Origin of the sequence: Mesorhizobium sp. M7A.F.Ca.CA.003.01.2.1 (genome assembly GCF_003998945.1) — a bacterium.
In the GTDB taxonomy this organism is placed as follows: Bacteria; Pseudomonadota; Alphaproteobacteria; order Rhizobiales; family Rhizobiaceae; genus Mesorhizobium; species Mesorhizobium ciceri.
On sequence record NZ_RZRA01001632.1, the window covers coordinates 1 to 510 of the forward strand.

A 510-nucleotide genomic window follows, 5' to 3' on the forward strand; every position below is an offset into this window, starting at 1 on the left:
ACCTTGACCAGCAGCGGTGAAAACGACGCGCTGGCGGCCAGATTGATACGGTGGAAAAGCACCAGATTCTCAGGCCGGAACATCGTCTCGAAAAGAGCCCAAGCTTCCGGCGCGGTTTCGATCTTGGCCCGCCGCGACTGGCTGAGCAGGCCATTCAGGCGGCCAAGCGGGTCGAGGCCGGGATCGTGGAGTATGTCCTGGACCCCAGCCAGTGCCTGTTTTGCAAAGCGATCGGCCAATGCCTCCAGGAGAGCCTCCTTGGAGGGGAAGTAATGATAGAAAGCACCCTTCGAGATGCCGGCGGACGCAATCACGTCATTGAGGCTCGCTTTGTCATAGCCTTGGGTCAGGAACAGGGTCTGGGCATGATCCAGAAGTTCTTCTCGCCTGAGTTCTGGATGCTTGATGACACGGGGCATGACGAACTTTCTGCACGTGATGGCTGCTCCCGTCCAGTCCCGACGTCGGCAGCCAGGGCAACGGATTTCGGGTTAACGGGTCCCTTCGGAG

General features: G+C 59.4%; 1 protein-coding gene. It reads right to left on the reverse strand.

The window, feature by feature from the left end; all coding sequences use genetic code 11:
• A partial coding sequence (locus EN969_RS34645; RefSeq protein WP_164758824.1) for a TetR/AcrR family transcriptional regulator occupies positions 1–419 on the reverse strand: 419 nt, incomplete at its 3' end.
• Between the last annotated feature and the right edge of the window lie 91 nt (positions 420–510).